This is a genomic window from Pseudomonas sp. CAU 1711 (assembly GCF_039888625.1).
In the GTDB taxonomy this organism is placed as follows: domain Bacteria; phylum Pseudomonadota; class Gammaproteobacteria; order Pseudomonadales; family Pseudomonadaceae; genus Aquipseudomonas.
Map to the genome: position 1 here is coordinate 146,589 of NZ_JBDQQT010000009.1, position 22,614 is coordinate 169,202.

25 protein-coding genes, 1 tRNA gene and 1 pseudogene are annotated in these 22,614 nt (G+C 65.2%); 7 read left to right on the forward strand and 20 right to left on the reverse strand.

Features of this window, described 5'->3' with window-relative positions:
* Both aguB and AAFN46_RS12170 read right to left on the reverse strand, forming a co-directional pair.
* Positions 1–909, reverse strand: a complete 909-nt coding sequence (gene aguB, locus AAFN46_RS12165) for an N-carbamoylputrescine amidase (RefSeq protein WP_347808956.1) — start codon at positions 907–909, stop codon at positions 1–3.
* Positions 910–913: 4 nt separating this feature from the next.
* Positions 914–1,966: an agmatine deiminase family protein gene (locus AAFN46_RS12170; RefSeq protein ID WP_347808957.1), complete on the reverse strand. Its 1,053-nt coding sequence runs from the start codon at positions 1,964–1,966 to the stop codon at positions 914–916.
* 134 nt (positions 1,967–2,100) lie between these two features.
* Between AAFN46_RS12170 and AAFN46_RS12175 the strand changes: the two genes are divergently transcribed.
* Positions 2,101–2,967 carry a LysR substrate-binding domain-containing protein gene (locus tag AAFN46_RS12175; RefSeq protein ID WP_347809023.1) on the forward strand — a complete coding sequence of 289 codons (867 nt, stop codon included), beginning with the start codon at positions 2,101–2,103 and terminating at the stop codon, positions 2,965–2,967.
* A gap of 27 nt (positions 2,968–2,994) precedes the next feature.
* Here the strand turns inward: AAFN46_RS12175 and nadA are convergent, their stop codons facing one another.
* The 16 genes from nadA to aspS form a co-directional block, all read right to left on the reverse strand.
* Entirely contained in the window at positions 2,995–4,053 is a 1,059-nt protein-coding gene (gene nadA / locus AAFN46_RS12180) for a quinolinate synthase NadA (protein WP_347808958.1), read from the reverse strand.
* A 121-nt stretch (positions 4,054–4,174) separates the two neighbouring features.
* Positions 4,175–4,250: transfer RNA gene (locus AAFN46_RS12185), tRNA-Lys, on the reverse strand.
* Between the two features lie 57 nt (positions 4,251–4,307).
* The gene (gene queC / locus AAFN46_RS12190; RefSeq protein ID WP_347808959.1) at positions 4,308–4,982 is read right to left on the reverse strand and encodes a 7-cyano-7-deazaguanine synthase QueC; all 675 of its coding nucleotides are present in this window, start codon (positions 4,980–4,982) and stop codon (positions 4,308–4,310) included.
* Between the two features lie 14 nt (positions 4,983–4,996).
* A complete protein-coding gene (gene queE, locus AAFN46_RS12195) occupies positions 4,997–5,644 on the reverse strand; it encodes a 7-carboxy-7-deazaguanine synthase QueE (protein ID WP_347808960.1) in 648 nt (215 codons plus the stop codon).
* A 189-nt stretch (positions 5,645–5,833) separates the two neighbouring features.
* Positions 5,834–6,655 carry a tol-pal system protein YbgF gene (gene ybgF, locus AAFN46_RS12200; RefSeq protein WP_347808961.1) on the reverse strand — a complete coding sequence of 274 codons (822 nt, stop codon included), beginning with the start codon at positions 6,653–6,655 and terminating at the stop codon, positions 5,834–5,836.
* Between the two features lie 6 nt (positions 6,656–6,661).
* Positions 6,662–7,159, reverse strand: coding sequence for a peptidoglycan-associated lipoprotein Pal (gene pal / locus AAFN46_RS12205; RefSeq protein WP_347808962.1), 498 nt, complete (start codon positions 7,157–7,159; stop codon positions 6,662–6,664).
* A 58-nt stretch (positions 7,160–7,217) separates the two neighbouring features.
* Positions 7,218–8,516, reverse strand: a complete 1,299-nt coding sequence (gene tolB / locus AAFN46_RS12210; protein WP_347808963.1) for a Tol-Pal system beta propeller repeat protein TolB — start codon at positions 8,514–8,516, stop codon at positions 7,218–7,220.
* On the reverse strand, positions 8,513–9,454 hold the full coding sequence (gene tolA / locus AAFN46_RS12215) for a cell envelope integrity protein TolA (RefSeq protein WP_347808964.1): 942 nt from the start codon (positions 9,452–9,454) through the stop codon (positions 8,513–8,515). The genes tolB and tolA overlap by 4 nt, the downstream gene beginning before the upstream one ends.
* Positions 9,454–9,912: a protein TolR gene (gene tolR, locus AAFN46_RS12220; RefSeq protein ID WP_347808965.1), complete on the reverse strand. Its 459-nt coding sequence runs from the start codon at positions 9,910–9,912 to the stop codon at positions 9,454–9,456. Before tolR ends, tolA begins: the two co-directional genes overlap by 1 nt.
* 11 nt (positions 9,913–9,923) lie before the next feature.
* Positions 9,924–10,595, reverse strand: a complete 672-nt coding sequence (tolQ, locus tag AAFN46_RS12225) for a protein TolQ (RefSeq protein ID WP_347809024.1) — start codon at positions 10,593–10,595, stop codon at positions 9,924–9,926.
* Between the two features lie 32 nt (positions 10,596–10,627).
* Positions 10,628–11,071, reverse strand: a complete 444-nt coding sequence (gene ybgC, locus AAFN46_RS12230) for a tol-pal system-associated acyl-CoA thioesterase (RefSeq protein ID WP_347808966.1) — start codon at positions 11,069–11,071, stop codon at positions 10,628–10,630.
* Positions 11,072–11,123: 52 nt separating this feature from the next.
* Positions 11,124–12,176 carry a Holliday junction branch migration DNA helicase RuvB gene (ruvB, locus tag AAFN46_RS12235; protein WP_347808967.1) on the reverse strand — a complete coding sequence of 351 codons (1,053 nt, stop codon included), beginning with the start codon at positions 12,174–12,176 and terminating at the stop codon, positions 11,124–11,126.
* Between the two features lie 3 nt (positions 12,177–12,179).
* The gene (ruvA, locus tag AAFN46_RS12240; RefSeq protein WP_347808968.1) at positions 12,180–12,785 is read right to left on the reverse strand and encodes a Holliday junction branch migration protein RuvA; all 606 of its coding nucleotides are present in this window, start codon (positions 12,783–12,785) and stop codon (positions 12,180–12,182) included.
* Between the two features lie 18 nt (positions 12,786–12,803).
* Positions 12,804–13,328 (reverse strand): crossover junction endodeoxyribonuclease RuvC, encoded by a 525-nt coding sequence (ruvC, locus tag AAFN46_RS12245; RefSeq protein ID WP_347808969.1) that lies wholly within the window; start codon positions 13,326–13,328, stop codon positions 12,804–12,806.
* Between the two features lie 125 nt (positions 13,329–13,453).
* Positions 13,454–14,203, reverse strand: coding sequence for a YebC/PmpR family DNA-binding transcriptional regulator (locus AAFN46_RS12250; protein ID WP_347808970.1), 750 nt, complete (start codon positions 14,201–14,203; stop codon positions 13,454–13,456).
* A gap of 85 nt (positions 14,204–14,288) precedes the next feature.
* Positions 14,289–16,064 (reverse strand): aspartate--tRNA ligase, encoded by a 1,776-nt coding sequence (aspS, locus tag AAFN46_RS12255; RefSeq protein WP_347808971.1) that lies wholly within the window; start codon positions 16,062–16,064, stop codon positions 14,289–14,291.
* 234 nt (positions 16,065–16,298) lie between these two features.
* On the opposite strand from aspS, the gene AAFN46_RS12260 reads away from it, so the two are divergent.
* The 5 genes and pseudogenes from AAFN46_RS12260 (at position 16,299) to AAFN46_RS12280 (ending at position 19,926) form a co-directional block, all read left to right on the forward strand.
* Positions 16,299–17,414 carry an HD domain-containing phosphohydrolase gene (locus AAFN46_RS12260; RefSeq protein WP_347808972.1) on the forward strand — a complete coding sequence of 372 codons (1,116 nt, stop codon included), beginning with the start codon at positions 16,299–16,301 and terminating at the stop codon, positions 17,412–17,414.
* A 110-nt stretch (positions 17,415–17,524) separates the two neighbouring features.
* The gene (locus tag AAFN46_RS12265) at positions 17,525–17,995 is read left to right on the forward strand and encodes a Dps family protein (protein ID WP_347808973.1); all 471 of its coding nucleotides are present in this window, start codon (positions 17,525–17,527) and stop codon (positions 17,993–17,995) included.
* Between the two features lie 132 nt (positions 17,996–18,127).
* Entirely contained in the window at positions 18,128–19,195 is a 1,068-nt protein-coding gene (locus AAFN46_RS12270; RefSeq protein ID WP_347808974.1) for a GGDEF domain-containing protein, read from the forward strand.
* Between the two features lie 125 nt (positions 19,196–19,320).
* Positions 19,321–19,644: pseudogene (locus AAFN46_RS12275) on the forward strand (cold shock domain-containing protein membrane protein); the annotation flags it as partial.
* Between the two features lie 57 nt (positions 19,645–19,701).
* The gene (locus tag AAFN46_RS12280) at positions 19,702–19,926 is read left to right on the forward strand and encodes a cold-shock protein (RefSeq protein WP_347809025.1); all 225 of its coding nucleotides are present in this window, start codon (positions 19,702–19,704) and stop codon (positions 19,924–19,926) included.
* Between the two features lie 108 nt (positions 19,927–20,034).
* Here AAFN46_RS12280 and AAFN46_RS12285 read toward each other — a convergent pair whose 3' ends face one another.
* Together AAFN46_RS12285 and AAFN46_RS12290 are read right to left on the reverse strand one after the other, a co-directional pair.
* Positions 20,035–20,241: a SlyX family protein gene (locus AAFN46_RS12285; protein WP_347808975.1), complete on the reverse strand. Its 207-nt coding sequence runs from the start codon at positions 20,239–20,241 to the stop codon at positions 20,035–20,037.
* A gap of 4 nt (positions 20,242–20,245) precedes the next feature.
* Positions 20,246–20,671 carry an HIT domain-containing protein gene (locus tag AAFN46_RS12290; RefSeq protein ID WP_347808976.1) on the reverse strand — a complete coding sequence of 142 codons (426 nt, stop codon included), beginning with the start codon at positions 20,669–20,671 and terminating at the stop codon, positions 20,246–20,248.
* A 599-nt stretch (positions 20,672–21,270) separates the two neighbouring features.
* On the opposite strand from AAFN46_RS12290, the gene AAFN46_RS12295 reads away from it, so the two are divergent.
* Positions 21,271–22,575, forward strand: a complete 1,305-nt coding sequence (locus tag AAFN46_RS12295) for an OprD family porin (protein WP_347808977.1) — start codon at positions 21,271–21,273, stop codon at positions 22,573–22,575.
* Positions 22,576–22,614: the final 39 nt, after the last annotated feature.

Sequence of the window (22,614 nt, forward strand, 5' to 3'; positions counted from 1 at the left end):
TCAGACTCCCCGAGGGTTCCAGTGGCTGTGCAGGTGGCGGCCATCCAGGCCCAGCAGCGCTCCGTACATCTCCGGGCGGCGATCGCGGTAGATGCCCCAGGTCAGGCGCTCCTCGCGCATGGCGGCCAAATCCAGCTCGCGCACCAACACGCCGCTGCTGTCGCGGTCGGCCTCGGCGAGCAGCTTGCCCTTGTGGTCGCTGATGAAGGACGAGCCGTAGAAGCTCATCTGCAGGCCCGGATCGCTGCTCGCCACCTCGCGACCGACGCGGTTGGCGGCGATCACCGGCACCAGGTTGGCGGCAGCGTGGCCGCGTTGGGTCAGCTGCCAGTGGTCGCGCGAATCCAGCGCCGCAGCGCCGGGCTCGGAGCCGATGGCGGTCGGATAGAGCAGCACCTCGGCACCCTGCAGGGCCAGGCAGCGCGCGGTCTCGGGGAACCACTGGTCCCAGCAGATGCCGACGCCGATGCGGCCGACGGCGGTGTCCCAGACCCTGAAGCCGGTATCGCCGGGGCTGAAGTACTCCTTCTCCTGGTAGCCGATGGCATTGGGGATATGGGTCTTGCGATAGACGCCGAGCAGGCGGCCGTCGGCGTCGGCCACCGCCAGGGAGTTGAAGTAGGCGTTGCCGGCCTTCTCGAACCAGCTCAGCGGCAGCACCACGCCCAGCTCGCCGGCCAGGGCGGCGAAGCGCTTGAGCAGCGGGCTTGCGACGTACTCCTCGGCCAGGGCCAGGTGTTTGTGGTCCTGCTCGATGCAGAAGTACGGCGTGGCGAACAGCTCCTGCAGCAGGATCAGGCGCGCGCCGCGGGCGGCGGCCTCGCGCACCAGCTGCTCGGCACGCTCGAGGTTGTCCTGCAGATTCCAGCCGCAGGCGAACTGGGTGGTGGCGACGGTCAGTCTGCTCATGACCTCACCCCTTCAGCGACCACAGCGGCTGCTGCTGGGTGATGCAGTGCACCCCGCCGCCGCCGTGGGCCAGCTGGTTGATGCGCACCGGCACCACTTCGCGGCCGGGGAAGGCCATGCGCAGGGTGTCCGCCGCCACCTGGTCGGCGGCGATGCCGTAGGCCGGCATGATGATGGCGCCGTTGCAGATGTAGAAGTTGGTGTAGGAGGCGCAGAACACCTCGGCCTCGCTGTCCACCGCCTCGCTGGCCTCGTACAGTTCGAGCAGCTCGAACTGGCGGCCCTTGGCATCGCTGGCCAGCTCCAGGGCGCGGCGGTTCTCGCGCACCACCTCGGCATAGACCGAAGACTGGTCATGGGTGGCATCGACCAGCAACGCGCCAGGCTTGGCGAAGGCGCATACGCCATCGACGTGGCCGTCGGTCATATCGCCGGTGACATGGTCCGGATCGCCCGGCAGCCAGATGGTCTTCTTCACGCCCAGCAGGCGGGCGAAGATTTCCTCCATCTCGGCCTTGCTCATGCCCGGGTTGCGGTTGGGGTTGAGCAGCACCGACTCGGTGGTGATCAGGGTGCCCTCGCCGTCCACATGGATGGCGCCGCCTTCGTTGGCGAGCGGGGTGCCGAAGCACTCCAGGCCAAGGCCGTTGAGGATGCGCCGCGCCAGGCCCTCGTCGAGGCCGTGCGCGGACTTGCCGCCCCAGGCGTTGAAGCGCCAGCTGACCCCGGCCAGGCCCAGCTGCGGGTGGCAGACGAAGCTCGGCCCGGAGTCGCGACACCAGCTGTCGTCCACCGCCAGCTCGATCAGCTCGACACCCGCGCCGCACAGCTCGCGGGCTCGCGCCACGGCGCCGGGGTCGACCACCATCTTCACCGGCTCGAAGCGGGCGATGGCGTTGGCCACGCGGGCGAAATCCACCTGCACCTCAGCCAGGGTCACGCCCCAGCCGGACTCCCACAGCGGCCGATTATGCGGCCAGACCATCCAGGTGGCGGCGTGCGGAACCCATTCGGCGGGCATGAACCAAGCGTTTGGAGCGACTGCGTTCTGTTGCATACAAGAGCCTTTCAGTTAAGTCTTTGTTATCACTGAAAACCGCGAATGCGGTGATGACTTGCATGCTAGGCCTGTAAAAATGCCGCAACAAACGATAGATTTTGCGCAATTCTGATTAGATGAGCTTATCGATCATGCTCAAGCACTGGCCCCCGCTGAACGCCCTGCGCGGCTTCGAAGCCGCCGCCCGCCTGGGCAGCTTCCACAAGGCGGCCGAGGAGCTGCACCTCACTCAGTCGGCGATCAGCCAGCAGATCCGCAGCCTGGAGAGCTTCCTCGAACAACCGCTGTTCTTTCGCTCCGGGCGCAGCGTGGCGCTGACCGATGCCGGCTTCGACCTGCTCAGCACCACCCAGGCCCTGCTGCAGCAACTGGCCGTGGGCATCCGCCGCCTGGAGCAATACCGCAAGCCCAACCAGCTGGTGGTCAACAGCACGCCGGCCTTCGCCCGCCACTGGCTGGTGCCGCGCCTGGGCGACTTCCACGCCCGTCATCCGCAGGTGGACCTGTGGCTGTTCACCAGCGACGAGGTGCCGGACATGGCCAGCCAGACCATCGACGTGGCGGTACGGGATGACCTGACCGCCCAGGCCGAATGCAGCTTTCGCGTGTTACTGGAAGATCGCCTCTATCCAGCCTGCCACCCGCGCCTGCTGCAGCTGCCGGCGCGCGAGCGCACCACCCTGCACGGCGAGCGGGAAATGGACTGGAGTCACTGGCAGGTGCAGGGTGGCGAGGATGTCGGCCAGCACAGCCAGGGCCTGAACTTCTCCGACCCCGGCCTGTTGCTGGACGCCGCCAGCGGCGGCCTGGGCATCGCCTTGGTCAGCGAGCTGCTGGCCGGAGCCGCCCGCGCCCAGGGCCTGCTGCGCCCGCTGAGCGAGCAGCGGGTGCGCGGCCCGAAATGGAGCTGGCTGGTGCACCGCGACAGCGAGAAAGATGCGCTGACGCAGAACTTCTGCACCTGGCTGAGCGAGCGCCTGGCGCCGGCGCAGGACTGAGCGAGCGCGGCCGGAGCAACTCGCCCGTCAGGCGTTGCCGGCCAGTTTCAGGCGCGCGGCCTGGGTGAAGTCGAGCATGCGCTTGAGCGGCCTGACCGCGCGCGGGATCAGCGCCGGCTCGACCAGTATCTCGTTGCTGCCCTCGCGCAGGCACTGCAGGGTGCGCTGCAGGGTGTTCATGGCCATCCACGGGCAGTGCGCGCAGCTGCGGCAGGCGGCGCCGTTACCGGCGGTGGGCGCCTCGATGAACTGCTTGTCCGGGCACAGCTGCTGCATCTTGTAGAAGATGCCGCGGTCGGTGGCGACGATGAAGGCCTTGTTCGGCAGGGTCTGCGCCGCCTTGATCAGCTGGCTGGTGGAGCCCACCGCGTCGGCCAGTTCGATCACCGCCTCCGGCGATTCCGGATGGACCAGCACGGCCGCCTCCGGATAGAGCGCCTTCATGTCTTCCAGCTGCTTGGCCTTGAACTCCTCGTGGACGATGCAGGCGCCGTCCCACAGCAGCATGTCGGCGCCGGTCTCGCGCTGGATGTAGCGGCCCAGGTGCTGGTCCGGCGCCCAGAGGATCTTCTCGCCGTTGTCCATCAGGCTCTCGACTATCTCCAACGCGCAGCTGGAGGTCACCACCCAGTCGGCACGCGCCTTCACCGCCGCCGAGGTGTTGGCATACACCACCACGGTGCGGTCCGGGTGCTGGTCGCAGAAGGCCGAGAACTCATCCACCGGGCAGCCCAGGTCGAGCGAGCAGGTGGCGTCCAGGGTCGGCATCAGCACGCGCTTCTCCGGGTTGAGGATCTTCGCCGTCTCGCCCATGAACTTGACCCCGGCCACCACCACCGTCTGCGCCGCGTGCTGGTTGCCGAAGCGGGCCATCTCCAGGGAGTCGGACACGCAGCCGCCGGTTTCCTCGGCCAGCGCCTGGATCACCGGGTCGCAGTAGTAGTGGGCCACCAGCACGGCGTTCTGCTTCTTCAGCTCGGCGGCGATCTCGCTGCGGTAGAAGGCCTCTTCCTCGGCGGTGAGGGCCTTGGGCTGCTTGGCGGCGAGGTGGGCCTGGACCAGCAGGCGTTCGGAAATCTGGGTCATGTCATCAACCTGAGAAGCTGATACGCGGGTGCGGCCAGTATACCACCGCCCCCTGCGCGCCCTGCCGGGCGCTTTCGCCCGGGCATAAAAAAAGCCAGTCTGACGACTGGCTTTGGCGATATGGTGGGTCGTGTAGGATTCGAACCTACGACCAATTGGTTAAAAGCCAACTGCTCTACCGACTGAGCTAACGACCCAACGCGGAGCGCATGATACTGATTTGATTCAGAAAATCAACACTCCTCGAAAAAAATTCAGCGGTAGCGGGTCGGGTCCGCGATGCCCGCAGCGGCGAAGCCGGCGGCGCGCAGGCGGCAGCTGTCGCACTTACCGCAGGCGCGGCCATCGTCGTCGGCCTGGTAGCAGGACACGGTCAGCGCGTAGTCCACGCCATGGCGCACGCCGATCTGCACGATCTGCGCCTTGCTCAGCTCCTGCAGCGGCGCCTGGATGCGAAAGCCCTCGCCCTCCACGCCCTCGCGGGTGGCCAGGTTGGCCATGCGCTCGAAGGCGGCGACGAACTCGGGACGGCAGTCCGGGTAACCGGAATAGTCCACCGCGTTGACCCCGATGAAGATATCGTGCGCGCCCAGCACCTCGGCCCAGCCCAGCGCCAGGGACAGGAACACGGTGTTGCGCGCCGGCACGTAGGTGACCGGGATGCCTTCGGTCGGGCCTTCGGGCACGGCGATGCTACTGTCGGTCAGGGCCGAGCCACCGATGCCGTTGAGGTTGAGGCCGATCACCTTGTGCTCGACCGCGCCCAGCTGCCGCGCCACCCGCTCGGCCGCCTGCAGCTCGGCGCGATGGCGCTGGCCATAGTCGAAGCTCATGCTGTAGCAGGCGAAGCCCGCCGCCTTGGCCTGGGCCAGCACGGTGGCGGAGTCCAGCCCACCGGAGAGCAGTACCACGGCTTTCTTGTCGGTCATATCGGTGCTCCCCCTCAGTGGCCGGGTTCGTCGTTCCAGAGAATCTTGTGCAGCTGCAGCTGGAAGCGCACCGGCAGGTTGTCGGCGACTATCCAGTCGGCCAGCGCGCGGGCATCCACCTGCTTGTGGCTGGGCGAGAACAGCACCTCGCCGGCGCGCTGCTCCAGGCGGTATTCGATCAGCTTGCTCACCGCCCAGTCGTAGTCCGTGCGCGAGCAGATGACGAACTTGACCTGGTCATTGGCGGTCAGCTCATTCAGGTTGCCGTAGAGGTTGCGCGCCATCTCGCCGGAATCCGGGGTCTTCAGGTCGAGCACCCGGCTGACGCGCCTGTCGGTGGGCGCGATGTCCATGGCCCCGCTGGTCTCCAGGGATACCCGGTAGCCGGCGTCGCACAGGCGCTCGAGCAGCGGGATGCAGTTGGGCTGGGCCAGCGGCTCGCCGCCGGTGACGCAGACATAGCGCGGGTTGTAGCCGGCCACCCGTTCGAGGATGGCGTCCAGGCTCATGATCTCGCCGCCGCTGAAAGCGTAGGCGGTGTCGCAGTACTGGCAGCGCAGCGGGCAGCCGGTGAGGCGGACGAACACGGTGGGCAGGCCACTGGTGTTGGTCTCGCCCTGCAACGAGTAGAAAATCTCGGTAATGCGCAGGTTAGCTTGCATAGGGCACCGGGCGTGACGGCTAAACAGGCCATCCGCCTCCGTTGCGGTTGAATCGGGGCCGCGATTCTAAACGAAAAAACGCCGCGAGACGCTGCCGACCTGCCTCAGACGACGACCAACGGGCAGCAAGCAGGTGGCCCGGACATAAAAAACCCGCGACAGGCGCGGGTTCTTGGCTCACTCGGCGGCTCAGGGCAGGCGCTGCAGATCGCGCTGCGCCAACTGGGCGGCCGAACTGCCCGGATACTGGGCGAGCAGTTGGCGGAGGATGCCCTTGGCGCGCTCGGTGTTGCCCAGGCGTTGCTCGACGTCGGCCAGCTTGAACAGCGAATCCGGCACCTTGGCGTGGGTCGGATAGCTGGCGGCGACCTGGGCGAAGGCCTTGCCGGCGCCCTGCAGGTCGCCATTGGCCAGGTTGACTTCGCCCAGCCAGTACTGGGCGTTGCCGGCGTACTGGCTCTGCGGGAACTTGCGCAGGAAGCCCTCGAAGGCCTGGCCGGCCTTGGCGAAGTCCTTGGCCTTGATCAGGTCGAAGGCGGCATCGTAGTAGAGCTTTTCCTTGGCCGGATCGGCCGGCTCGTTGCTGGCCGCCGGAGCCTGCTGGACCGGGGCGACGGGTGCGCCGGCGGCGTCGATCGCGCCGTCGGCCGGGGGATTCTGTGCGGGCGCCTGCTGGGCACCGGCGGCACCGCCTTGCAGGCGGCTGTCGAGATCCTGGTAGCGTGCCTGGCTCTCTTGCTTGAGGCGGGCGATCTCGTGTTGTTGCTCCTCGAGCATGCCTCGCAGTTGGGCGATTTCCTGCTGCATCTGCTGCAGCTGGATGAACAGCTCGCCCTGCGCCGAGACCGGGGCTTGCGCCCCGGCCCCGGCGTAGGCGCCGCTCGTACCGTAACCGACCGGCGGATAGCTGCTGCCGTAGCCGGCGCTGCCATCCACCACGGGAACCTCGGCCTGTGCCGCGAGCGGCAGGGCCAGAAGCAGAGAGGTCAGGATACGAGGGCACTTACGCATGGCGAATTACTTGCGCAGTTCGACGCGGCGGTTCTGAGCCCAGGAGGACTCGTCGCTGCTGACGGCAACCGGACGCTCTTCACCGTAGGACACCAGCTCCAGCTGGGCCGGGGAAACGCCCTGCAGCACCAGGTAGCGCTGAACGGCCTTGGCGCGACGCTCACCCAGAGCCATGTTGTACTCGCGGGTACCGCGCTCGTCGGTGTGGCCTTCCAGAACGACGCGAGCGCCGTTGCCTTTCAGGTCCTTGGCGTGTACGTCCAGAGCGCGCATGGCTTCCGGCTTCAGGTCGGAGCTGTCGTACTCGAAGTAGAAGGTGGTGATGGCGCGCAGAGCGGCTTCTTCGCTCAGGGCACCGTCAACGCCGCTGCCGCCAGCGTTGTAACCGGCGTTCGGGTCGACAGCGCCTTCGCCGGAGGCGTCGCCGCCCTTGGAAGAACAGCCGACAGCCACGGCCAGAGCCAGGCTCAGAGCGGCAAATTTGCCAAATTTCAGCATATCCATAATGGACTCCTAATGATCCCAGGGTTGGTTTGAAAAAGTGTTGGTTCTGATTACCGCATCAGTTCAGGTATGGGGACCACGAAGGCTCTCGGACATCGCCTTGAGCGGTAGGAATTGGGAGCCTAACGCGCCCATTGGTGGACACGAGCATCAAGACTCCCCGGCCCTGCTGGCGGGTGGCGTAGATTAGCATGGTGCCATTGGGCGCAACAGTGGGCGAGTCATCCAGACTGGTCTCGGAGAGGATGCGCAAACGGCTGGTCACCAGGTCCTGGGCGGCCACCTTGAAGTTGGTGAAGCCATCCTGGCGATGGATCATCACCAGGGTCTTCTCGTCGGCCGACAGCTTCGGGTTGGCATTGTAGTTGCCGGTGAAGGTCACCCGCTGGGCCGCGCCACCGAAGATGGCCTGCTTGTAGATCTGCGGCTTGCCGGCGCGGTCGCTGGTGAAGTACAGAGTCTGCCCGTCCTTGCCCCAGAACGGCTCGGTCTCGATCGCCGGCGAATTGGTCACGCGCTGAATCTGCCGGCTACCCAGGTCCATCACATAGATTTCCGGGTTGCCATCCTTGGACAGCACGAAGGCCAGGCGATTGCCGTCCGGCGAGAAGGCCGGCGCGCCGTTGAGGCCCTCGAAGTTGGTCAGCTGCTCGCGGCGACCGGTATCGATGTGCTGCAGGAAGATGCGCGGGCGGCGCTGCTCGAAGGACACATAGGCGATGCGACGGCCATCCGGCGCGTAACGCGGCGACAGGATCGGCTCGCGCGACTGCAGCAGGGTCACGCCACGGGCGCCGTCGTAGTCGGAGCGCTGCAGGGTGTAGCGGGTGTTGTTGACGCCAAAACGCTCGGCGGTGACATAGAGCATCTTGGTGGAGAAGGCGCCCTTGATGCCGGTGAGCTTCTCGAAGGCCTGATCGGCGATATGGTGGGCCATGTCGCGCAGCTGGTCGGTGGTACCGCCGACGGTGCCGGCCACCACCTGCTGCTGGGTCGCCACGTTGAACAGGGCGAACTGCACCTGCAGGCGCGCGCCGTTCGGCACTATGCTGCCGACCATCACGTACTGGGCGCCCAGGGCCTGCCAGTCGCGATAGATGATCTCGGCCGCCGAGGTCGGCAGGCTGATCATGTTCTGCCGGGCAATCGGCTCGTACATGCCGGAGTTGCGCAGATCGTTGCCGATCACCGTGGCCAGGTCCTCGGGCAGCACGGTGCCACCCTGCCAGCCAAAAGGCACCACGGCGATGGGGATGGCGCGGTCGGAGCCGGTGGTGACCACCAGCGGATCCGCTGCCTGCACCGAGCCGACCAGCAGGCTCAGGCCCAGCAGGACAATACGCATCAAGGTATTCACAGAGACAAATCCTCCGGTTTGAAAATCATTCGCCGCTGACGGTACATGGCGTTGAAAGTTGCACTATCCAGTTGTTGCATTTCCGGAATGCGAACGACGTTCTTCACCGCCGCCACCGCCGAGTTGTCGAACGGCGCATCGCCGCTGGAACGGGTGACCGAGGCGTTGACTATGGTGCCATCGGGCAGCATTTGGATCAGCACCTCGACGCTCATACCATTGCGTGCGGACGGCGGGCGCTGCCACTGCTCGCTGACCAGTTTGATAATCAGGTCGTCGAGACTACCGGCCACCTGGTCGCCCTGGGTATCGGCCACCGCCTGCTGACGTTCGGTGGTGTCGCCCAGCAGCTCGGCCAGGGCCTGCGCCTTCTTGTCCTCGGCGGCCTTGCGCGCGGCCTCCTGCGCGGCCTTCTTCTTGGCGGCTTCGGCGGCGGCCTTTTTCTTGCGCTCTTCCTCGGCCTTTTTCTTCTGCGCCTCGTAGGCCTTCTTCTTGGCCTCCTCGGCGGCTTTCTTCTTCTCGTCCTCGGCCTTCTTCTTGGCGATTTCGGCCTGCTTCTTCTGTTCCGCGGCCTTCTTCTGCGCCTCGGCCTTCTTCTTGGCCTCGGCCTGTTTGGCCGCCTCGACCTTCTTTTGTTCCTCTGCGGCCTGCTGTTTCTGCTGCTCCTGCTTCTTGGTCTCGAGCTGCTCCACCTCGTACTGGCGCGCCTTAGTTTTTTCGGCCTCGCCGGCAATCTTCTGGTTGGTCTGGGTGGTGGCCTGGCTCTGCGACTTCAACTGGTACAGGGTAGCTTGCACTATCGGCCGCGCCGGCGGCAGCTCGGGGGCGAACTGGAAGCTGACGAACAGCATGGCGAACAGCAGGGCATGCAGCGCCACGGCCCAGACCGTGGGCCAGAAGTAGCTTTCCGAGGAGGAGCGAACGCTCTGCTGCTGCATCAGGGCGCCTCGGTGATCAGCCCGACATTGCCCACGCCGGCCTGCTGCAGGCCGCCCATCACGGCCATGACCGAGCCGTAGTCGACCGCCTTGTCGCCGCGCACGAAGACCTGCACCTTCTTACCCTGGCTGGCGTTCTGGTTCATGATCGCGCCGACCGTCTGCACCAGCGCGGGCAGCTCGATGGCGGTCTCGCTGGCCTTGCTCTGGTCCGGGTCGACTTCCTCGCCCATGTTCCAGTAGTAGGTCTTGTCGGCCTTGATCGAGATGGTCAGCACGCGGGCGTTATTGTCCTGCGGCAGCACCTCGCTGGAGACCTTGGGCAGGTCGACCTTGACGCCCTGATTGAGCATCGGCGCGGTCACCATGAAGATCACCAGCAGCACCAGCATCACGTCGATATAGGGTACGACGTTCATCTCGGCGACCGGTTTGCGTCTGTTGCGAATTCTGGCCATGGGCTGCGCCTTTAGTCGTCCGAGGTGTGGACCTTGCGGTGCAGGATCGCCTGGAACTCATCGGCGAAGGTGTAGTAGCGGCCCACCAGCATCTCGCCGCGGGCGGAGAAGCGGTTGTAGGCGATCACCGCCGGAATCGCGGCGAACAGGCCGATGGCCGTGGCGATCAGCGCCTCGGCGATGCCCGGGGCCACGGTGGCCAGGGTGGCCTGCTGCACCTGGGCCAGGCCACGGAAGGAGTTCATGATGCCCCACACGGTGCCGAACAGGCCGATGTAGGGGCTGGTGGAACCGACGGTGGCGAGAAACGGCAGGGCGGTCTCCAGCTTCTCCTCCTCGCGCGAGATGGCCACGCGCATGGCCCGGGCCACGCCGTCCATCACCGCGTCCGGATCGACGCCCGACTGCTGGCGCAGGCGCGAGAATTCCTTGAAACCGGCGCGGAAGATCTGCTCGACGCCGCAGTCCGGGTCCGGATTGCTGCCGGCCTGGCGGTACAGTTTGGACAGGTCGATGCCGGACCAGAAACGCTCCTCGAATACTTCGAGGGACTTCTTGGCGGCGCGCAGCATGGTGCTGCGCTGGAAGATCATGATCCAGGAGGTGACCGAGGCGGCCACCAGGATCAGCATGACCAGCTGCACCACCAGACTGGCGTTGCTGATCAGGCTCCACATCGACATATGGTCAACTGCGGCGTTGGCTGCTTCCACGCTTACTCTCCTACGGGAACGGGAACCGCGCCGGCGAAGGCCTGGCGCAGCGCTTCGGGAATGGCACGGGGTTTCAAATTGTCGGCACGCACGCAGGCCACCAGGAACTGCCCCTCGCAGAGCAGCGTCTCGTCCGTCGCCCGTCGTACCTGTTGACGAAAGCGCAGGCTGGCACGGTTCAACTCGACCACCTCGGCCGTGATAAATAGTTCGTCGTCCAGCCGGGCCGGCGCGTGATAGCGCGCCTCGGCGGAGTGCACGACGAACAGCAGGTTCTCGTCGACCAGTTGCGACTGGGCAAAACCCAGGTGCCGCAAGCGCTCGGTACGAGCCCGCTCCATGAACTTGAGGTAATTGACGTAGTAGACGATGCCACCGGCGTCGGTGTCTTCGTAGTAGACCCGGCTACGGAGGACGAAAGGCTGAGCCTCGTTTTGTGCGCGCATACTCTAGTGCCAGCTCTCTGGGTTGCCAATCGGGGGCGACAACTATTTTTTGTTACTCGTCGCTGCCGTCGAACAGGTCCGCGGTGGGCGCCTCGGCCAGCCGCTTGGGCAGGTTGAGACCGAAATGCAGGTAGGCGTGCCGGGTCACCACCCGTCCGCGCGGCGTGCGCATGATATAGCCCTGCTGGATCAGGTAGGGCTCGAGCACGTCCTCGATGGTGCCGCGCTCCTCGCCGATGGCCGCGGCCAGGTTGTCGACGCCTACCGGGCCGCCGTCGAACTTGTCGATCATGGCCAGCAGTAGACGCCGGTCCTGGTGGTCGAAGCCACGCTCGTCGACGTCCAGCATGTTCAGCGCCTGATCGGCGATGGCGCGGCTGATCTGACCGCCGGCGCGCACCTCGGCGAAGTCGCGCACACGGCGTAGCAGGCGGTTGGCGATGCGCGGCGTGCCACGGGCGCGGCGGGCGATCTCGAAAGCGCCCTGCGCATCGATGTGCAGACCGAGAATGCCGGCCGAGCGCGTGACTATGGTGGCCAGATCCTCGCTGGAGTAGAACTCCAGGCGCTGGACGATGCCGAAGCGGTCGCGCAGCGGGTTGGTCAGCATGCCGGCACGGGTGGTGGCGCCGACCAGGGTGAAGGGTGGCAGGTCGAGCTTGATCGAACGCGCGGCCGGCCCCTCGCCGATCATGATGTCGAGCTGGAAGTCCTCCATGGCCGGGTACAACACCTCCTCCACGACGGGCGAGAGGCGATGGATCTCGTCGACGAACAGCACGTCGCCGGCCTCCAGGTTGGTCAGCAGCGCGGCCAGGTCGCCCGGACGCTCCAGCACGGGGCCGGAGGTGCTCTTGATCGACACGCCCATCTCCTGGGCGATGATATTGGCCAGGGTGGTCTTGCCCAGGCCGGGCGGACCGAAGATCAGCGTATGGTCCAGCGCCTCCTGGCGGTTCTTGGCGGCCTGGATGAACAGCTCCATCTGCTCGCGCACCACCGGCTGGCCGATGTACTCGGCCAGCGCCAGCGGGCGGATGGCGCGGTCCAGCTGCTCGTCGCGGTCGCGGCTGCTGGCGGTGATCAGGCGATCGGCTTCTATCACGGGTTACACCATTCCTTTCAGGGCGCGGCGGATCATCTCTTCGCTGGACAGCCCCTCTTCCTTGATCGCCGCCACGGCCTTGCTGGCCTCCTGCGGCTTGAAGCCGAGGGCGATCAATGCGCTGAGGGCATCGCTCTCCGCGCTTGAGACTGCCACGCCGGCGCGAGGTTCCACCACCAGCGGGGCGATGGACGGCATGCTCTCCCAGGCCTTGAAGCGATCCTTGAGCTCCACCAGCAGGCGCTCGGCGGTCTTCTTGCCGACGCCGGGAATCCTCACCAGGACCCCGGTGTCCTGGGCCTGCACGCAGCGCACCAGCTCGTCCACCTCCAGACCGGACATCAGCGCCAGGGCCAGCTTGGGACCGACGCCATTGAGCCGGATCAGTTCGCGAAACAGCTCGCGCTCGCGCTTTTCGAAGAAGCCGTAGAGCAGGTGGGCGTCCTCGCGCACCACCAGATGGGTGTGCAGGGTCACCGGCTGGCCCACCGCCGGCAGGCGATAGAGGGTGGTCATCGGCACTTCCACTTCGTAGCCGATGCCGCCCACGTCGAGAATCAGGTGCGGCGGCTGCTTCTCCGCCAGGGAGCCCTTCAGGCGTCCGATCACTTCTATTTATCCTTCTGGTTACAGGCGCAGACGGCCGCCGCGCCGCTTGGCGCCGAGCAGGTTATGGGGAATCAGGCTCTGCCGGTGATGGGCATGGCAGAGGGCGATGGCCAGGGCGTCGGAGGCGTCGATCTGCGGCTTCTGCGTGAGCTTGAGCAGGTGCATGACCATCATCTGCACCTGCTGCTTGTCCGCCCCGCCGCTGCCGGCGATGGCCTGCTTGACCTGGCTGGCGGTGTATTCGCTGACCTCCAGCCCGGCCTCGATACCGGCGACTATGGCCGCGCCACGGGCCTGGCCGAGCTTGAGCGCCGAATCGGCGTTCTTGGCCATGAACACCTGTTCGATGCCCATGGTCACCGGCCCATGCAGGCGAATCACCTCGCCGACCCCGCGAAACACCTTCTGCAGACGACTGGCCAGATCGCCCTCGCCGGTGCGGATGCAACCGGAGGCGACGTACTCGCAGCCACGCCCGGTGTCGCGCACCACGCCGTAGCCGGTGATGCGCGAGCCGGGGTCGATGCCGAGAATCAGGGTCATGCCGGGTTCAGCTCCGCGCGCCAAGGCACTGTCTATTTATCCAGCCGCGAGTATACGGAGCGCCACGCATATAAAAAAGCCGGAAGAGCGCGAGCGGCTTCCGGCTTTTCCTCACGACGCAGGGATCAGTCGAGCTGCTCCATGATCTCGTCGGGTATCTCGGCGTTGTGGTAGACGTTCTGCACGTCGTCCAGGTCTTCCAGCATGTCGATCAGCTTGAGCACCTTCTTGGCGGTGTCCAAATCGGCGATCGGCGCCATGGTCGAGGGGATCATCGCCACCTCGGCCTCGTCGCCCTTGAAGCCGGCGGCGGCCAGCGCCTCGTTGACCGAGAGGAAGTCGGCGAAGCTGGTGGAGACCAGGGCCGAGCCGTCCTCGCCCATCTCCACGTCGTCGGCGCCGGCTTCCAGAGCCGCCTCCATCAGGGCGTCCTCATCCACGCCCGGGGCGAAGCTGATCTGCCCCTTGCGCTCGAACATATAGGCCACCGAGCCGTCGGTACCCAGGTTGCCGCCGCACTTGGTGAAGGCGTGGCGCACGTCAGCGGCGGTACGGTTGCGATTGTCGGTCATGGCTTCGATGATGATGGCCACGCCGCTCGGCGCGTAGCCCTCGTAGCTCAGCTCGATCATGTTGTCGGCTTCGGTGTTGCCGGCGCCACGGGCGATGGCGCGGTCGATCACGTCGCGCGACATATTGGCCGTGAGGGCCTTGTCGACCGCCAGGCGCAGGCGCGGGTTGTCCGCCGGCACTGGGCCGCCATGCTTGGCCGCCACGGTCAGCTCGCGAATCAGCTTGGTGAAGATCTTGCCGCGCTTGGCGTCCTGGCGCCCCTTGCGGTGCTTGATGTTGGCCCATTTGGAATGACCAGCCATAACTCACTCCTATCCAGATTTGAGCCGCAAGCCGCAAGCCTCAAGCGTGCATCTTGCAGCTCGAAGCCCACGGCTTGCCGCCGTTTTACTCCGCCTTGGGCTGCTCGCGCAGGCGGATATGCAGCTCGCGCAGCGCCTTGTTGTCGACCAGGCCCGGCGCCTGGGTCATGACGCAGGCCGCGCTCTGGGTTTTCGGGAAGGCGATCACTTCGCGGATCGAGCTGGCGCCGGTCATCAGCATCACCAGGCGGTCCAGACCGAAGGCCAGGCCACCGTGGGGCGGCGCGCCGAACTTCAGGGCGTCCAGCAGGAAGCCGAACTTCTCTTGCTGCTCCTCCTCGCCGATGCCGAGGATCTCGAACACGGCCTGCTGCATCTTCTTGTCGTGGATACGGATGGAGCCACCGCCCAGCTCGGTGCCGTTGAGCACCATGTCGTAGGCGCGCGACAGGGCCGCGGCCGGGTTGGCCTTGAGCTCTTCCGGGCTGCACTTGGGGGCGGTGAAGGGGTGGTGCATGGCGGTCAGGCTGCCGTCGTCGTTTTCCTCGAACATCGGGAAGTCGACCACCCACAGCGGCGCCCACTCGCAGGTGAGCAGGTTCAGATCGTGACCGACCTTGATACGCAGGGCACCGAGGGCATCGCAGACGACCTTGGCCTTGTCGGCACCGAAGAACACGATATCGCCGTCGACCGCGCCGACGCGATCGAGGATCACGTTGAGGTTGGCCTCGGGGATGAACTTGACGATCGGCGACTGCAGGCCTTCGACGCCCTTGGCGCGCTCATTGACCTTGATGTAGGCCAGGCCCTTGGCGCCGTAGTTGCCGACGAACTTGGTGTAGTCGTCGATCTGACTGCGCGGCATGCTGGCGGCACCCGGCACGCGCAGGGCGGCGACGCGACCCTTGGCATCGTTGGCCGGACCGGAGAACACCTTGAACTCGACTTCTTTCAGCTGATCGGCGACATCCACCAGCTCCAGCGGGATGCGCAGGTCCGGCTTGTCCGAGCCGAAACGGCGCATGGCCTCGGCCAGCGGCATGTGCGGAAGCTCGCCGAACTCCACGCCCAGCACTTCCTTGAACAGGTTGCGGATCATGGTCTCGGTGATGCCCATGATGTCGCTCTCATCGAGGAAGCTGGTCTCGATGTCGATCTGGGTGAACTCCGGCTGGCGGTCGGCGCGCAGGTCCTCGTCGCGGAAGCACTTGGCGATCTGGTAGTAGCGGTCGAAGCCGGCCACCATCAGCAGCTGCTTGAACAGCTGCGGCGACTGCGGCAGGGCGAAGAAGCTGCCGGCGTGGGTGCGGCTCGGCACCAGGTAGTCGCGCGCGCCTTCCGGGGTGGCGCGGGTCAGGATCGGCGTCTCGACGTCGAGGAAGCCGTTGTCGTCCAGGTAGCGGCGGATGCTGCTGGTGATGCGCGAACGCAGCTTCAGGCGCTCGGCCATCTCCGGGCGACGCAGATCGATGAAGCGGTAGCGCAGGCGGGTTTCCTCGCCCACGTCGGAGTATTCGTCCAGCGGGAAGGGCGGAGTCTCGGCCTGGTTCAGTACGTCCAGCTCGTAGCCCAGCACCTCGATGGCGCCGCTGGCCATGTTCGGGTTGCGCGCGCCTTCGGGGCGCAGGCGTACCTTGCCGCGAATCTTCACCACGTACTCGCTGCGCACGCGGTCGGCCTTGGCGAAGGTCTCGGCGCGATCCGGGTCGAACACCACCTGGGCCAGGCCTTCACGGTCGCGGATGTCGAGGAAGATCACGCCACCGTGGTCGCGCCGGCGGTGAACCCAGCCGCAAAGGGTGATTTCCTGGCCGTCCAGGCTCTCGTTCAGTTGGCCGCAATAGTGGCTGCGCATCATGGTCGTGGTTCGCTTCTCTAGATCGGTCTTGAATTGGCACCCGGCCGGCCCGGGCAATAGCGAGCATTTTCTGCAAATCGGAGGGGAAAGCGCAGGAACAGGCGACCAATGGCGCCGCGCGCCCTGGCCTGTGCGCATCCGCATCCAGGACAAGGGGCGGGATTATATAGGGTTAATCGCACCGGTGCAGCCGGCCTTTCTATACTGAGATTCCAGCCTTGCGGAGACCACCCCATGGCCCTGCCCCGCCCCGCCGACATTCCCAGCGACCTGCTGGAGGAGTTCCGCCTCGACACCGCCGACAATCTGCCGCGCTGCGAGCAGCTGCTGATCGAGCTGGAACGCCATCCCCAGGACGGCGACCGCCTGCGCGAGCTGTTCCGCCTGGTGCACACCATCAAGGGCAGCCTGGGCTACGTCGAACTGAATCACCTGCTGCCGCTGCCGCAGGCCATGGAGGACGTGCTTGAGCGCCTGCGCGAGGGCAGCCTGCAGTTCGACAGCCTGCTCGGCGACATCCTGCTGCTCAGCCTGGACCAGCTGCGCCAGCTGATCGACGCCGCCCTGGGCCTCGCCCTCGCGCCCGAGCCACGGCAGATCGCCAGCCAGTGCCAGGCCCTGCAGGCACTGGCCGCCGCCCCCGGGGCGCAGCAGACCGAGATTCGCCGCACCCTGCTGCTGCATCTCGACCCCAGCACCCGCCTGCAGCCGGTGGAAGTCGGCCAGGGGCAACTGCAACAGCTGCTGGAGCGCTATGGCATAGAGGCGGAGGTCGACCTGCGATTCTTCGCCGAGTTGATGAACGCCGGCGAACACCGCTCGCCCTTCTGGCATGGACGCGGCCTGCGCCTGCTCGACCTGGCCCTGGCCATGAACGAATGCGCCGGCAAACCGGTGGAGCCGAACCAGCTGGCCGCCGCCGTGTGCCTGCACGACCTAGGCATGGCCTTCCTGCCGCTGGAGCTGCTGCACAAGCAGAGCGAGCTGAGCCGCGAGGAACGCCGCCAGATGCAGTCGCACCCGCGCCAGGCCAGCGAGCTGCTCAAGCGCATGCCGGCCTGGGCCGGCGCCAGCGAAATCATCCTGCAGCACCAGGAGCACGCCGATGGCAGCGGTTATCCCAAGGGCCTGCGGGAGGGGGAAATCCATCCCGGCGCGCTGATCCTCAACATCGCCGACACCTTCGACGCGCGCACCCACGAGCGCGCCCACCAGACCCTGAGCAAGCGCCCGCGCCTGCGCGCCATCCTGGAGATCAACAGCCTGGCCGGCCTGCAGTTCAGCGCCTACTGGGTCGAAGTGTTCAACCGCACCCTGCATGAGCGTCCGGAGCTGGCCCGCCAGCCATAGCCTGCGGGCATAGACCCGATTGATATAAGACCAAGGTGGAAATGCAGACGTCCGTGATAGGCTGCAATCCTTGCGAAAGCCTCTACACGGCCACCTGAAGGAGAAATGGCATGGAAATCAACATCGGTATCGCCGAGCAGGATCGCGCCGCCATCGCCGACGGCCTGTCCCGCCTGCTGGCCGACACCTATACCCTGTATCTGAAGACCCACAACTTTCACTGGAACGTCACCGGCCCGATGTTCAACACCCTGCACCTGATGTTCGAGGCGCAGTACACCGAGCTGGCCCTGGCCGTGGACCTGATCGCCGAGCGCATCCGCGCCCTCGGCTTCCCCGCCCCCGGCACCTACGCGGCTTACGCCCGCCTATCCTCGATCGAGGAAGAGCAAGGCGTGCCCGCCGCCGAGGACATGATCAGGCTGCTGGTACAGGGCCAGGAGGCCGTGGTACGCACCGCCCGCGGCATCTTCCCGTTGCTGGACAAGGTCAGCGACGAGCCGACCGCCGATTTGTTGACCCAGCGCATGCAGGTACACGAGAAGACCGCCTGGATGCTACGCAGCCTGCTGGCCGCCTGAACCCCCCCCTCGCATAGCGAGGGGCGCCCGCCCCACGCAGCAGGCCGGGGCTTTTCCGGAGTTTTCTGGGCACCACCCCGGAGCTACTCTATCCTTTACGATTATCCGCCTCGTCTTCACGCAGGGATTCACATGAGCCAGGCGCCCAAAGCCCCCTCCCTTCTCGAGCTCTACCCCGAAGAGACTCGCGAGGCCGCCGATCTGCTCAAGCGGGCCGTGCCGCACATGGTGCGCCACGATATTCCGCCGAACCCGCTGCACTATGCCCTCTGGTTCACCTACTGCAGGGGCTCCGAGCCCGAGCTGAACCGGCGCCTGGACAAGATCGTCAAGGACTTCGCCAGCTTCCCCCCCGAGTCCGCGCTCAAGCTGTTCCGCGAATACATCATTCGCGGCGAGCTCGAGGAGGCCAGGGCCGGCCAGCAACAGGTCATCGAGCTGGTCGACGACATCGAACACGGCGTGGCTCGCAGCGTCAACGGCAGCCAGCACTACCAGGAGAGCCTGTCGCAGGGCCTGGCCGCGCTGCGCGAACCCATAGCCGAAGACCTGCCCAGCGTGCTCAACGAACTGCAGCTCAGCACCCAGCAGATGCAGAGCCAGCAGGAGCAGTTCCTCTATCGCCTGCGTGCCGCCCAGGCGGAGATCCAGAGCCTGCGTTCCCAGCTGGAACGCGCCCAGGCCGCCGCCACCCTCGACAGCCTGACCAATGTCTTCAATCGCCACGCCTTCACCCGCCTGCTGGACCAGGCGCTCGCAAAAAGCACCCAAGGCCTGGCGCTGGTGATGCTGGATATCGACCACTTCAAGCAGTTCAACGATCAGTACGGCCACCCTCTGGGGGACCGGGTATTGCAGCATGTCGGTCAGCTACTGCGCGACATGCTGCCCTCCCAGGGCATAGCGGCCCGCTACGGCGGCGAGGAATTCTGCGTGATCCTGCGCGACTGCTTCGAAATAGAAACCGCCAGCGCCTTCGCCGAGCAACTGCGCCTGAAAATCCAGTCCCTGAGGGTCAAGGTGCGCAGTACCGACAAGGTGCTGGACAGCATCACCGCTTCCTTCGGCATCGCCCTGGCCGAGACCGGCGACACCTTTGACAGCCTGGTCACCCGCGCCGACGACGCCCTCTACCAGGCCAAACGCAATGGCCGCAACCAGACCCACCCCCCCGCCCCGGAAACGGCACTAAGCGCTTGATTTGAGTAGGCATCTTCTTTGCGGTTAAATACCGGCGTGCCGCCGAGCGGCACAGCCGGTTATCCGCCCATGCATCGGGCAGCCGCACTTCATCTAGCCTTTCAAGACAAGCGAGTTCATCGACCATGCTCAAGATCGTTCACCTGATCACAGGCGGCGGCGCCCTGCTGCTGTCCCTCGCACCAAGCCTGCGCAGCGACGCACTGCCTCATCTGCACAACGCCGACGCCCTCTGCCTGGCCCTGCTCGGCATGACCAACCTGCTGCTCGCCCCCCTGCTGCCGCTGCGCCACCAGGGCGCCCGCAATCAGTTGCAGGTCCTGGCATCGGCCCTAGTGGTATTCGCCAGCGTGCTGCAGGCCCTGATCCTGCTGGCACCACTGCCGCAGATCGGCAACCAGCCCGCTGCCCTGCTGAGCCTATCGATACTACTGAGCGCCACCCTGCTGCACCTGGCCATCAACCTGAGCAGTAAGACCGCACGCCGAGCCCCCGCCAGCCGCCCGATGAGTGGCAATCGCGAAACGGGCACGGTCAAATGGTTCAACACCTCCAAGGGCTTCGGCTTCATTTCCCGCGACCGCGGCGATGACATCTTCGTGCACTTCCGCGCCATTCGCGGGGAGGGCCATCGCATTCTGGTGGAGGGGCAGCGCGTCGAGTTCTCGGTGATGCAGCGCGACAAGGGCCTGCAGGCCGAGGACGTGATAGTCGCCGTACCCAGCCACTGAGTCGCCCCGACCAAAAAACGCCGGACCCAAGGGCCCGGCGTTTTTTATTGTTCGCGAACAAAGTGAACAAACGCCACCACGCACAGAGTTGGCAGCGCGAATACCCATTCAATAATGCGGCGGCGGCGACTCATCCTCGGCGATGCCGAACTGCCCGGCCATCTCCGCCTGGCGCCTGGCCAGCGCCTGCACCTGTAGCTGCAAGCGCTCGAGTTCGCGCCGCTGCTCTACCAGCACATCATTGAGGGTCGCAATGGTGTCGTCCTGAAAGGCCAGGCGAGTCTCCAGCTCGATGATGCGCGATTCCAACTCCATGCTGTCAGCCCTCGAAAAACTGGAAGTCGTCGGTCAGCGCCGAGCGCAGGCGCTGGCGTAGCGCCTCGATTTCGCCCACCTCGTACGGGCGAGCAGGCAGCTTGCCCCACACGGGCGCAGGCCAGGCCGGGTCCTCCCGGCGCCGCACTATGACATGCATGTGCAGCTGACTCACCACATTACCCAGGGTAGCGACATTCATCTTGTCCGCCACGAAGGCATCCTTGAGCGTCTCCGCCAGCCGGTTGGTCTCCAGCCAGAGTTGCTGCCGATCGGCCTCATCCAGCTGAAACAGCTCACTCACGGACTCGCGCCGCGGCACCAGAATGAACCAGGGATAATTGGCATCGTTCATCAGCAGCAACCGGCACAGGGGAAAGTCCCCAAGCACCAGGGTGTCCTGCTGCAAACGGGAATCGAGGCTGAACATCGGGATAATCTCCAGCAAGAATAAGGGCGGCGCAGCATAACGACTGCCCGAGGCGATCGAAAGCACCGCCCCATCGGCGAGCACAAGATAAACGAGGCCGCCCCAAAACCGCACACGACGCCCCAAAAGCGTTACCGAAGCCCCGCCACGGTAACGCCGCCACACCCCAGCCGCCCGACAACCACAGCCTGGGAACGACAGCAAGATGCGTAAAACCGGCACAACTCACGGGGATCGATTGATTTGCCCCTATCAACCGCACTTTGTGCACGAAATTTGCTTTTGCCACCCCACCGTCGACCCAGGCCATCGAGAGCATCCGGCAAACTCACCGCCAACCCGCCAAGGGCGCTAAGCGACTGGTTTTGCTGAGTTATCTCGACACCCGAGACGGAGGCTCAAGACGGAATCCCTACAAAAATGCGACATCACAGATGCAAATTTGCGACGTGCATACTAATAACTCATAGGGAATCAATGATATCTGTCGCCAACTTAAGTCTCCGTGCTATAAGTTAGCGCCGACACAAAAAGAAAGAGCCGCCCATACAACAAAACAATGGGCGGTGCAAATCTTCTAAACCAAAGGAGCAATCACAATGCAAGTGATGAAGTGGAGCGCACTGGCCCTGGCCGTGACCGCCGCAAGCACCCAGCTGGCCTTCGCCAGCGCACAATCCGAGTCGAACGGCATTGTTGAAGACAGCAGTTTCAAGATCTTCAACCGCGCCCTGTACATGAACCGTGACTTCAAACACGGCGCCACTCACGAGTCCGAAGCCAACGAGGCCAAAGGCGAACGCAAAGGCTATCGTGAAGACTTCGGCCTGGGCATCCGCCTGCTGTTCGAATCCGGCTTCACCCAGGGCACCGTCGGTGTCGGCGTGGACGCCCACTCGCTGAGCAGCATCAAGCTCGACACCGGCGCTGGCCGCCAGGGCAATGGCCTGTTCGGCGTAGACAGCGACGGCACCGCCGAGGACACTCAGAGCGAAGTCGGCGGCGCCATCAAGTTCCGCGTCTCCAACACCGTGCTCAAGCACGGCAATATGATGCTCGATACTCCGGTGTTCTCCACCGACGACAGCCGTATCCTGCCGGAAGTCGCCACCGGAACCCTGTTGACCAGCGATGAAATCTCCGGCCTGACCCTGACCGCCGGCCGCTTCACCGCTCTGAGCTCTCAAACTGCTGCCGGACGTGACACCGTCACCTCTGAGGACAGCGATGAAAACCTGCACACCCTGACCTCCGCCAATATCTTCGGTGCCAACTACGCCTTCACCGACGACTTCAGCGGCGCCCTGTTCTTCTCCGATGTCGAAGACCACTTCAAGAAGACCTACCTGAACCTGAACTACGGTCAGGATCTGGGCAACGACCAGTCCTTCGGCCTGGACTTCAACTTCTATCGCACCACCGACGATGGCAAGAAGTTCTCCGGCGAGCTCGATAACCGCATCTGGAGTATCGCGCCCTCTTACGGCTTCGGCGGCCACAAGGTCACCATCGCCTACCAACGCTCCAGCGGTGACACCGGCTACACCTACGGCATCGATGGTGGTGGCGCCGTGTACCTGAACAACTCCGTGCAGATCGGTGACTACGAGCTGCAAGACGAGAAGTCCTGGCAGGCTCGCTACGACCTGAACATGGCCGAATACGGCGTACCGGGCCTGAGCTTCATGACCCGCTACGTCACCAGCGACGACATCGACGGTGTTCGCGCTGACGGCAAAGAAGGCAAGCGTCACGAGCTGAACATGGAAAGCAAATACGTGATTCAGGAAGGTGCCGCCAAGGACCTGTCCTTCCGCGTACGCCATGCCGTGTACCGCGCCAACTTCGGTCGCGACCTGAACGACACCCGCCTGATCATTGAGTACCCGCTGGACGTGCTGTAAGTCCTAGCGTTACCGAAGTCAGTGCAAAAAGAACCCGGC

Excerpts from the sequence above, each read along its gene's own strand:
- aguB (WP_347808956.1), bottom strand. The coding sequence starts at position 909 with ATGAGCAGACTGACCGTCGCCACCACCCAGTTCGCCTGCGGCTGGAAT.
- AAFN46_RS12170 (WP_347808957.1), bottom strand. The coding sequence starts at position 1,966 with ATGCAACAGAACGCAGTCGCTCCAAACGCTTGGTTCATGCCCGCCGAA.
- AAFN46_RS12175 (WP_347809023.1), top strand. The coding sequence starts at position 2,101 with ATGCTCAAGCACTGGCCCCCGCTGAACGCCCTGCGCGGCTTCGAAGCC.
- nadA (WP_347808958.1), bottom strand. The coding sequence starts at position 4,053 with ATGACCCAGATTTCCGAACGCCTGCTGGTCCAGGCCCACCTCGCCGCC.
- queC (WP_347808959.1), bottom strand. The coding sequence starts at position 4,982 with ATGACCGACAAGAAAGCCGTGGTACTGCTCTCCGGTGGGCTGGACTCC.
- queE (WP_347808960.1), bottom strand. The coding sequence starts at position 5,644 with ATGCAAGCTAACCTGCGCATTACCGAGATTTTCTACTCGTTGCAGGGC.
- ybgF (WP_347808961.1), bottom strand. The coding sequence starts at position 6,655 with ATGCGTAAGTGCCCTCGTATCCTGACCTCTCTGCTTCTGGCCCTGCCG.
- pal (WP_347808962.1), bottom strand. The coding sequence starts at position 7,159 with ATGGATATGCTGAAATTTGGCAAATTTGCCGCTCTGAGCCTGGCTCTG.
- tolA (WP_347808964.1), bottom strand. The coding sequence starts at position 9,454 with ATGCAGCAGCAGAGCGTTCGCTCCTCCTCGGAAAGCTACTTCTGGCCC.
- tolR (WP_347808965.1), bottom strand. The coding sequence starts at position 9,912 with ATGGCCAGAATTCGCAACAGACGCAAACCGGTCGCCGAGATGAACGTC.
- tolQ (WP_347809024.1), bottom strand. The coding sequence starts at position 10,595 with ATGTCGATGTGGAGCCTGATCAGCAACGCCAGTCTGGTGGTGCAGCTG.
- ybgC (WP_347808966.1), bottom strand. The coding sequence starts at position 11,071 with ATGCGCGCACAAAACGAGGCTCAGCCTTTCGTCCTCCGTAGCCGGGTC.
- ruvC (WP_347808969.1), bottom strand. The coding sequence starts at position 13,328 with ATGACCCTGATTCTCGGCATCGACCCCGGCTCGCGCATCACCGGCTAC.
- AAFN46_RS12250 (WP_347808970.1), bottom strand. The coding sequence starts at position 14,203 with ATGGCTGGTCATTCCAAATGGGCCAACATCAAGCACCGCAAGGGGCGC.
- aspS (WP_347808971.1), bottom strand. The coding sequence starts at position 16,064 with ATGATGCGCAGCCACTATTGCGGCCAACTGAACGAGAGCCTGGACGGC.
- AAFN46_RS12260 (WP_347808972.1), top strand. The coding sequence starts at position 16,299 with ATGGCCCTGCCCCGCCCCGCCGACATTCCCAGCGACCTGCTGGAGGAG.
- AAFN46_RS12265 (WP_347808973.1), top strand. The coding sequence starts at position 17,525 with ATGGAAATCAACATCGGTATCGCCGAGCAGGATCGCGCCGCCATCGCC.
- AAFN46_RS12270 (WP_347808974.1), top strand. The coding sequence starts at position 18,128 with ATGAGCCAGGCGCCCAAAGCCCCCTCCCTTCTCGAGCTCTACCCCGAA.
- AAFN46_RS12280 (WP_347809025.1), top strand. The coding sequence starts at position 19,702 with ATGAGTGGCAATCGCGAAACGGGCACGGTCAAATGGTTCAACACCTCC.
- AAFN46_RS12285 (WP_347808975.1), bottom strand. The coding sequence starts at position 20,241 with ATGGAGTTGGAATCGCGCATCATCGAGCTGGAGACTCGCCTGGCCTTT.
- AAFN46_RS12290 (WP_347808976.1), bottom strand. The coding sequence starts at position 20,671 with ATGTTCAGCCTCGATTCCCGTTTGCAGCAGGACACCCTGGTGCTTGGG.
- AAFN46_RS12295 (WP_347808977.1), top strand. The coding sequence starts at position 21,271 with ATGCAAGTGATGAAGTGGAGCGCACTGGCCCTGGCCGTGACCGCCGCA.